We start from the raw sequence: 8,781 nt of genomic DNA, 5'->3' as shown, positions 1-8,781 counted from the left end.
GGCGGCTTCGGAGACCTCCATGCCGCCATACCTGGCTTTCAGCTTGTAGAACGTCGCCGGGCTGAGACCATGCCTGCGGCACACCTCAGCCGTCGGCATGCCCGCCTCCTGCTCCTGGAGCATCCCGATTATCTGTTCATCGGGGCTTACGCGGCCCCACTGGGGCCACGGTCCCCTCTTCATCGGTGAAACGGCTCTTTCGCATTCGTCTGCTCCTTCAGGGTTGAGCAGACTCTACATCATGGTGCGGGACTTCGTGGGGGGCAGGTCAGCAGCACAAACGCAAAAGGCCCCGCGGAAGGCGGGGCGCGGAGGGTCAAACAGTGTGCAATCCACAGAGGTGGATTCACAAGGCTCTTATATCGTTGAAGAATTAGTTTTGGTTGCGGGGGCAGGATTTGAACCTGCGGCCTTCAGGTTATGAGCCTAAAATCAAGCGATTCCAATGACTTAATAAAACCAATGCCTTAGCAGACAAGCCTTTGATTTCACGAGTTTTCGCTTCTGACATTGAACGACACTAGCCTGTTTTCAACGTCAGAAACACTCGCAAAATGACATACGCGCGTTGACATGGCGTTGACATGAACGCACGCCAGTTCGTCCGAAGATAATCGCTTTACCATTGCGCAGCGAACCATTTTCTTCCCGACCTGTTTGCACCCAACCGCTCAACAGCTGCCACTCAGGCACCGCGCGGCGAAGGGCAGCAGCCAGCCTCTTTGCGGACGCTGATGCACGGTGCAGCATGTGTCGGATCGTCGACGTGGAGGGCGGGAAGCGGAAATTCGCTGCGCATGCCATAATCAACATCACGAACGAATAAAGCGGACAGCCGTGTGCGAGCCACCCGCTCGGGAAGGCTCCGGAAGAAGTCGATTGAGTCGTCGGGAGCCATTGTCTCGGGCGCCCGCTCTCTTGACTGGACTGGTTGCACCTAGTCCTTGCTCGCGCTCGTCTTGTGTATGTATGTATGAATGGAGACAGGTCTATTCGCGGCTCTTCAGGAAACTTAATGTCGGAAATTCAGCTCGCAACTGTTCTGGTCGGGGCCACGGGCTTCAAAGAGAGTAATGTCAACGACACCTTTCGCGGACAGGTGCTGACAGCAGACGGCGAAGTCAAACAGGCGATAATTAAGGACCTAAACATCGTGCAACTCTGCAATGAATTGGTCGCTCATTGCCTTGCACGTGAAGTGGGACTGCCGATTCCGGACGGATACTTGGGACTTGTTCGCCCGGGGGTTCTAAGCGTGACCAAAGCGCCGAACACGGCAGACGGCTCGCGCCTGGTTTTCGTTAGTGTCGATGTGAAGGTTCCGAATGTCACGTACCGGTGGCAGGGGTCAGATGCTGCCGGAAAGCAGGCATTGTTGGCTGAGATCATGCAGTGGGGTGATCTTGGTCATCTGTACGCATACGATGCTTGGATCGCAAACGTGGACCGGCACGCCGGAAACCTGTTGTTCGGTGGCAACAGCGAATTTTGGCTTATTGACCACGGTCACTGCTTCACTGGCCCGGACTGGCAAGTCGGTCAGCTTGATCCCGACAGCGAGTATCGTAACCGCTTGAGCGAGTGGCTGACGGGCTTTCTGACCTTCGATCAGAAGAAAAAGCGAGCGTCGGAAGTTCGAAAGTTCGGCGCGGAAATCGCCGGTTTCGATGCGACCGAGACCTCGGAAAACAGTCGCATCGCAGACCTCTTGCCGCTACAACACGTAGACGCTGTTAAACAGTTTCTTGAGAAAAGAACGGCTAGAGTGCCGCTTGACGCAAGTAAGGCACTAGGTGTGCCGCAGATGGTATGATGGAAATTTCGCTAGACACAAACATGTTTCCCCAGTTGCGCGACGGAATTCGAGCGCAATGGGCACCCGTGTTCTTTGAGCCGATTTCTGGTTCATACGAGAGATTCGTCGTGGGCGTGGCCGCCTTCAATGACCGTGGCTTCCATCTCGAATGGGCCAATCAACTGGACCGCCTGACCTGCTTCTATGGTGCTAATGCACGCGGTGTGATAAGCGCGATCCAGATCGCGGGTGAGTACCTTCAAGAGGACTTGGCGAAGCGCGCAGGCCGGGCGATTAGCGAGCCGGATCCAGCGGTCTCAGGAATAGCGTTTGGCGAAACGCGGGAGGCCGAGGGCAACAGCCTTGAAGGAATTGCTCAAAGCTGGATGGCCGCGCTGTCGTCGCTCTACCATTCTGGGATGTCGGAAGACTCCCGTTCTAGGGAGCTCGTAGAAGTTGCCGCAGAGACAGAAGGATCTGGCGACCGCCTGCCGTTTCTTGTTTGCGAATATGTCAAAAGCAAAAGGGTCGGCTTCGCAGATTTTTTTAGTCTCGACCTTCGTGAAAACAAGCAGCGGCGCGCAAAAAAAAACAGTCAGGAACCTGTAATTGATTTCTCAGGCTCGCGATTGGTTGCGAATTTCGGAACGCTTAAGGCTTCGTCTCTCCCGAGGTCATTTGAATTAGTAAAGCTGCGCCTTTGGGATTTGAATACAGTCCAGGTTCGGGACAAGGATAGCATGGCCGCCCGGAACTATGAAATGATTCTACAGCGACCCGCGCAAGATGATCCCCAAGTGTCAGACAAGCAGCAGAATCGTCTAGACGAGGCCTTGAAAGAGTTAGAAGAGCAGGCGGACGAGAAGCAATTGCGTTTGCGCCCACTTGAGACATACCAGCAGATCGGGGATCACGTTCTCAAGGCTGAGGCGGCTTAGCGACATACAGTAGGGGGAACTCTTGGAAGCGCATTGTGATCAGCGAAGCAGTTCCGATAGGCAGTCGCCAAGTAGAGTATGCATTACGGCGTCCTCCCAATGGCCTAGCACAGGGACTACATAAGCGCCTCTGAAGCGTGAGGCGTCAACGTCGGGGCAGTCCGCGCTGCCGCGCCTTGGACTCCCCGCGCATGCTGCACAAGGTGGCGAATGACCGTTTTGGAGAAGCCACACTGCGGCGATAGCCAACCCGGCGAATGTCCGCAAAAGACCGGGTACGTTGCACAGGCCGCCCGCGATTCGCTTCTTGGCAAACCCCGCTCCCTGCCAACTGCCGCCGCTCAAAGATGCCACTGCGTGCGTCCGCTGTGGCGGCTTTCTGCGGATGCATTGCTGCGGTCAACATTTGTTGTCGCCTTATCCACCACGGACGTCCGATCTGAAACATGACCGCCTGACCGGCGTTCACGGCAGCACCTTGATGCCACTGTTTTGAAACCCCACCACCAGCTCGCGCAGCGCCGCGGGCTCGATCACCTCGACCGCATCACCCCACTTGTAGAGGTGCCAGGCCATCTCGACCAGACCGCTGGCCTCGAAGGTAATGATCAGCCCGCCATCCTCCTGCTCGACCAACTCCTGTTTCGGGTGGAATTCATACTCGCGCGCAGTGGCTGCCGCGGCCGGGCTGAACCGCCAGACCACGCGAGTGAACTCTGCGTCCGAATGGAACGAACCGAAGGACTGCGCCGCATAGGCCTCAAGGTCGAAGTCCTTGTCCTTCTTGAACCAGATCATGGTCATTTCGACCTTTGCAATCCGGTCCAGACGGAACCGGCGGAAGCCGTCACCCTTGGCAGGATCGCGCGCGATCAGGTAGTGACGTGTCCCAAGGAGCAGCCCATAGGGCTCAACAACGCGCTTTTTCGGCTCTGCATCCTGCGCGCCCCGATACGACATGATCAGCTGAAACTGCCCCTTCAGCGCGGCGGTGAGGATGCTAATGTGGTCCGGGCATGTCTTGACCCGAGGGCCCGGGCGACAGGCATAGCCCTTTACCTCCAGCATCGCCTCTGCATTCGCCTCGGTCCGCCGGGCCTCAGTTGTGGGCAACTTCGCCACCAGCCTGTCGCGCACAGCCTCCAGGGAAGCCGTCTCTGCAGGTGCCCCCTCCCGCTGCGCGCGACGGATCGCCATTTCAATGGCCGTCAGTTCATGGTCATAGACGCCCTGCATACCGAGCTTGTTGGTTTCGCGCAGCGTCCACCAGCGGCGACGCTCGCTGTCAGTTTTGTGGGACAGGCTTGGGTACACTTCCTTCAGGGCAAAGAGCATGCGCTGGGCCGTGCGTTCGTTCACGCTGAACTCTGTCGAAATGTCTTTGACCGTGACCCCCTGATGACGCGACGCGGCGATGTGCGCGAGCTTCAGCAAGTCCTGCGCCTTCTGGAATGACATGGCGTTCCCCCTTTATCCCCGACAGCTTATGACGGAATCCCTGACGTATATTCTACCTGAGGGCGATTCGCCTTAAGGTTGTTCATTGATTGAAGAATTTGACAGGTGCCCCTATGGCGCCCCGGTCAAAGCATGCCTTCATCAATCTCATGCCCAGCCGACTCCCCCCTCGCATCACCGCGGCAGGCGGCGCGCCACCTGCTGCTGGTGGCAAGCCCGCGTGCCCTCAGAACGAGAATTGGAGTCAAAATGGCACTTCCACCCAGAGCATTTTTCAACCTGCATGAAACGGCGTCACGTTGGGGGTGCATGATCGCCGACATTGCAGGCTGGGCCACCGAAGGCAAACTGGACATCGTGACCGGCATTCCCCTGGCTATTTGCGGGACCGACAAGGTGTCGGGCAAGATCACCGTATCGCCCATGGACATGCTGCCCCTTTTCCGCCGCGGAGGGACCGGGCCGACCGTCATCAAGCTGCTGCGGATCAAGCCCGAGGGCGGGCACGACTGGGTCTATGTGACCGAGCCTGCCGACGGCGTCGAGGTGTCGATCGCGGATCTGATGGTTACGGGCCAGGATGTGCAGCGCTTCGAGGATGACTACGATCTGCTGCGCCGTATCGGCGGCGGGACAGGGTCGCTGTCGCCTTATGATTGGGAAGGCATGTATGTGACCATGATCCAGCGCATCCACGAACACGGCCTGCCCGCCACACAGGCAGAACTAATTGGCGAGTTGCAGGAGTGGTTCGCCAATGTCGCCGAGAACGGCGAGGTTCCGGACGAAAGCACGATCCGCCGCAGGTTGCGCCCGTTCTGGCGCGCGCTGCGCGGGAACAGCTGAACGGCTAGGGCGCTTCAGGCGCGCTTGGCATCCGCATCATGAACGATCTTCGGGCGTGGCCGGAACATTCCGGCCACAGCATCGACCCCGGCGCGCAGGGGCGAATCCATCAGATGCGCATAGCGCAACGTCGTCTGCATCTGGCTGTGGCCCAGAAGCTTGCCGATCATCTCCAGTGATGCACCCCCACTGACCAGCAGCGATGCGAAGGTGTGGCGCAGGTCGTGGATGCGCACATCGGGCAGGTTCCCCTCGCGCTGCACCATCATCCAGAACCGGCGGATTTCCTTGACGGGCTGGCCCGGTACATCGCCGGGGAAAAGCCATGGGTTGCCTTTGGGCACCACAAGCGCGCGCTGGCGCACGATGGCGGCGACATCGCCCGAGATTGGGACTCGGTGGATCTTGCGCTGCTTTGTGGTGGCCGCCGGTTTCGACCAGACCCCGAGTTCCAGATTGAACTGCTCGAACTGCGCCTGACGTACCTCGCCCACGCGCGCACCCGTCAACATGCAGATCCGGATGATGCCTGCGGCGCGCTGATCCATGGCCGACTCTAGCACTTCGGCCAGCTTCGCGATTTCTTCATGGGACAGGAAGCGCTCGCGCGCAGTCTCGACCCGCTTCTTGAAGCCTGCCGCAGGATTGTCTGTGCGCCATCCCCATGTGATGGCAAGACTGAACATCTTGCGCAGCACCTCTCCCACGCGGTTGGCGCGGACTGGCGTGGGCTTCTTGCCTTGCAGCTTGCGCGCGCGGTTGTTGGGTTTTTGCTTCGACGGACGCGCCCGGCCCTCGGCTATGATGTTGAGTAATTTGGCAACGTCATGCGGGGTGATGTCCGCCACCAGCCTATTGGCCCAAAGTGGCGCGATCAACTTGCTAAGCACTGCGCGCTGATCAGAGGCATTCAGGGGCGCCAGATGCGGCACATGCTCGACCAGATAGCGGTCGATCATGTCTTTGAACCGTGGGGCTTCGCGCAAATCGCCACGCTCGCCCAATGGGTCGCAGCCCTCATCGATGAGGCGACGCAACTCGCGGGCGCGTTCCCTGACCGCTGTCACGCTCCATTCGGGCCAGCGGCCAATCGCCATGCGGCGCTGGCGCCCTGCGAACCGGTAATCCAGCACGAAGGATCGCGCGCCAGATCGCAAGACGCGGATCGACAGACCCCGGATCTCGGTGTCAAAGACTTGGTAATCTCGATCCTCTTCCGGGATTAGCTCGCGCACTGTTTTGTCGTTCAATCGCAATCGCTTGACCATGCTCGCACCTCCTGCTGCGCCTGACACAGGCGTAGATGCGCAGGCTTATCAAGCGAAGCATGCGGCCCCCTCCGGCACATAGGCGGTGACCGGCGATGATGCGTCGCAGGGCTGCCGGTCATTGAATTCATGGAGAAAATCGAAGCGCGCCTGGATCAAAGCCCGGCCATGAGCGGCAGAATCAGGGCGTGAGATGGCCGCCCGTGCGCCGCCCGATGCTTTCCATTCGTTCGGTGGGCCGCGAAACCAGCCCGGATTTTGTAAATTCCGTTTTAAATCAATGACCGGCAAGGCTCCTGACCCCTTGCCGGTTGGTCCAATGCGTGTGGATGCCTGCCAAACCCCGCGAAACACAGGCAAACCCCTGTAAATCGGCCATGCAACAGGGACCGAGGCCCCGCGTGACTTCGTCTGTCGCCGTGATTCGACATTGCATCTGACAGGCGTCACGGTGCGCACTCCCCGGAAAACCCAAGGATATCAATGACCGGCAAGCCTCCGGCGCATCACCGCCGGTCACTGCCTTCCCGCCACCCTGTCTGCTCTGCGCTTCTAAAGCCCTGAACCCCGTCCATGCCGGGCGACGACCAGGAGAGACCAGATGACAGAAACAGCGACGTTCCCCAGACCCAGCAAGCCGCGTCTTCTGAGCGGCTGGATCAGCCGCCTCGATCTTGCCCTTGAGCTCGACCTGACGGTCGAAACCCTGCATCGCTGGGAGAAGCTGAGGTTCGGACCACCCTGCGTGCGCGCTGGCCGAAAAATCTATTACCGCCGCGATGCCGTGCAGGACTGGCTGATGCAGCAAGAAGCGCCGGCTGCACCCAAGCGCGCGGGGGCACGGCGATGAGCCTCCCCCTGCCCTTTCGCAAGCGCGGCCAACGCGATCAGGTGCGCCAGGACTGGATCGACGAGCGGCGGCGCGAGGCGCGCATCGTCGTGGCCGACGTCGTCAACCATTCCGACCACCTGCTGCGGCTGGCCTGCAATGTGCTGGTCCAGCATGGCGAGACGCCCTCGGAGCGCGAAGACGCGCGGATACTGCTGGTCGTCCTGGATGCCAAATCACCCGGTCGCATCGACCGCCACCAGCCTGATCCGGAGCGGCTGCGATGAAACGGCGCGGAACACCTGAGGCGGATCTGCAGCGAAGCGTGGTCACCGCGCTGAAGTTCGCACTGCCTAAGACAGCCATCATCCATCACTGCGCCAATGAGGTGACCGAGCCGGGCCCGCGCGGTGCCAAGCGCCAGGCGATCCTTGTGGGCATGGGCGTCCATCCGGGCTTTGCCGATCTGATGGTTCTGTGTGACAGCCGCGTGCTGTTTCTGGAGCTGAAGTCGCTCAAGGGGCGGCTGAGCCCAAATCAGGAGGCGTTTCGCGATACAGTCCTCGCGCAGGGCTTTGGCTGGGCGCTGGTCCGATCTGTCGATGACGCGCTGGGCGCGCTGGCCGACAACGGCTTCACCAGCCGCGCGCAGTTGCCAGTGCGGAGGGCCGCGCCATGAGCCACAAAGCCACCGTCTGGGCTATCCAGCAGCGCGGGCTCAAACCCGCCACGAAGATCGTGCTCTGGTTCCTCTGCGACCGGCACAACCCGGATTTCGGCTGCTTCCCCACACAGGAGCGGCTGGCCGACGATGCGGAAATGTCGATCTCGGCGCTGAACGCGCATCTGGCGAAACTCGAGGAATTGCGCCTGATCCACCGCGTCCGCGTGCATGATCCCCGCACCCACAAGCGCCAGGCGACACGCTACATCCTGGGGTTCGAGGATGGCTTTCCACAAGAGCCAACTCCGGAAACCGGAGATCGGCTTTCGAGAACGGAGGAAGAACAAGACGACGACCCAACTCCGGATTCCGGACATGGGGCCAACTCCGGATTTTCGGCAAACCCATCTCCGGATTTTGCCCAAAGCCATCTCCGGAATCCGGAGACTAACCTTGTAAGAGAACCCCTAAGTAAACCTGTAAAGGAGGAGGAGGACGCAGCTGCGCGCGAGGCCGAATTTGATCGGTTCTTCGCGGAACTGCTGGGCGCGCTGGGCTTTGCCGCCAATGCCACCCTACCCGCTTGGTGGCAGGGTTGGCCCGCCCGCACCCATGTGCGCCGCTGGATCGACAGCCTCGGGCTGTCGCAGGCGCGGATCATCGAGGTCGCGACCGAGACCCGCGCCGATCATCCGAATCCGCCCGATGGCCCCAAGGCCCTCGACCGGTTCATGGAACGGGCCGCAGCGCGCGATGCGCAGGCGGCAATTGCGAAAGCCAAGGGCACAAAGACCGGGCGGCGGCGCAAGGCGGATGCCGCGCCCCCGCCCAGCGAGGACGAGTTGGCGGCCTTCTATGCGGCCAAGGTCAACTCCGACGAATACCTGCCCAAGGGCATGATCAGCCCCACGATGTGCGGGCTCATGCTGGCACGCGGGCTGGTCACCCGCGAGCGCCTGAACCAGCGTGTGGTGGCGTGAATG

General features: G+C 60.3%; 11 protein-coding genes. 7 read left to right on the top strand and 4 right to left on the bottom strand.

Annotated features, from left to right (window positions below):
* Positions 1-183: transposase (locus tag BU28_RS25105; RefSeq protein ID WP_211254168.1), on the bottom strand; the 183-nt coding region annotated here is incomplete at its 3' end.
* Positions 184-1,015: 832 nt separating this feature from the next.
* Here BU28_RS25105 and BU28_RS0118120 point away from each other — a divergent pair.
* Together BU28_RS0118120 and BU28_RS0118115 are read left to right on the top strand one after the other, a co-directional pair.
* On the top strand, positions 1,016-1,813 hold the full coding sequence (locus tag BU28_RS0118120; RefSeq protein ID WP_028720671.1) for a HipA family kinase: 798 nt from the start codon (positions 1,016-1,018) through the stop codon (positions 1,811-1,813).
* A 23-nt stretch (positions 1,814-1,836) separates the two neighbouring features.
* Positions 1,837-2,733, top strand: coding sequence for a hypothetical protein (locus BU28_RS0118115; protein ID WP_143809788.1), 897 nt, complete (start codon positions 1,837-1,839; stop codon positions 2,731-2,733).
* A 465-nt stretch (positions 2,734-3,198) separates the two neighbouring features.
* Here BU28_RS0118115 and BU28_RS0118110 read toward each other — a convergent pair whose 3' ends face one another.
* On the bottom strand, positions 3,199-4,191 hold the full coding sequence (locus BU28_RS0118110) for a helix-turn-helix transcriptional regulator (protein WP_028720669.1): 993 nt from the start codon (positions 4,189-4,191) through the stop codon (positions 3,199-3,201).
* Between the two features lie 249 nt (positions 4,192-4,440).
* On the opposite strand from BU28_RS0118110, the gene BU28_RS0118105 reads away from it, so the two are divergent.
* On the top strand, positions 4,441-5,037 hold the full coding sequence (locus BU28_RS0118105; RefSeq protein ID WP_028720668.1) for a hypothetical protein: 597 nt from the start codon (positions 4,441-4,443) through the stop codon (positions 5,035-5,037).
* Between the two features lie 14 nt (positions 5,038-5,051).
* Here the strand turns inward: BU28_RS0118105 and BU28_RS0118100 are convergent, their stop codons facing one another.
* Both BU28_RS0118100 and BU28_RS25730 read right to left on the bottom strand, forming a co-directional pair.
* Positions 5,052-6,305 (bottom strand): tyrosine-type recombinase/integrase, encoded by a 1,254-nt coding sequence (locus tag BU28_RS0118100; protein ID WP_028720667.1) that lies wholly within the window; start codon positions 6,303-6,305, stop codon positions 5,052-5,054.
* Between the two features lie 48 nt (positions 6,306-6,353).
* Complete coding sequence (locus tag BU28_RS25730; protein WP_143809789.1) at positions 6,354-6,596, bottom strand: hypothetical protein; 243 nt, start codon at positions 6,594-6,596, stop codon at positions 6,354-6,356.
* Positions 6,597-6,906: 310 nt separating this feature from the next.
* Here BU28_RS25730 and BU28_RS0118090 point away from each other — a divergent pair, with 310 nt between their 5' ends.
* The 4 genes from BU28_RS0118090 to BU28_RS0118075 are packed head-to-tail and all read left to right on the top strand — an operon-like array spanning position 6,907 to position 8,778.
* A complete protein-coding gene (locus BU28_RS0118090; RefSeq protein ID WP_028720666.1) occupies positions 6,907-7,155 on the top strand; it encodes a hypothetical protein in 249 nt (82 codons plus the stop codon).
* The gene (locus tag BU28_RS0118085; protein WP_036763531.1) at positions 7,152-7,421 is read left to right on the top strand and encodes a hypothetical protein; all 270 of its coding nucleotides are present in this window, start codon (positions 7,152-7,154) and stop codon (positions 7,419-7,421) included. Before BU28_RS0118090 ends, BU28_RS0118085 begins: the two co-directional genes overlap by 4 nt.
* Entirely contained in the window at positions 7,418-7,813 is a 396-nt protein-coding gene (locus BU28_RS0118080; RefSeq protein ID WP_028720664.1) for a VRR-NUC domain-containing protein, read from the top strand. The genes BU28_RS0118085 and BU28_RS0118080 overlap by 4 nt, the downstream gene beginning before the upstream one ends.
* Positions 7,810-8,778, top strand: coding sequence for a helix-turn-helix domain-containing protein (locus BU28_RS0118075; protein WP_028720663.1), 969 nt, complete (start codon positions 7,810-7,812; stop codon positions 8,776-8,778). The genes BU28_RS0118080 and BU28_RS0118075 overlap by 4 nt, the downstream gene beginning before the upstream one ends.
* Positions 8,779-8,781: the final 3 nt, after the last annotated feature.

Origin of the sequence: Paracoccus yeei ATCC BAA-599 (genome assembly GCF_000622145.1) — a bacterium.
Lineage (GTDB): Bacteria > Pseudomonadota > Alphaproteobacteria > Rhodobacterales > Rhodobacteraceae > Paracoccus > Paracoccus yeei.
The sequence above is the reverse complement of the archived record's forward strand: the minus strand, read 5'-3'. Positions and strand labels throughout refer to the sequence as shown.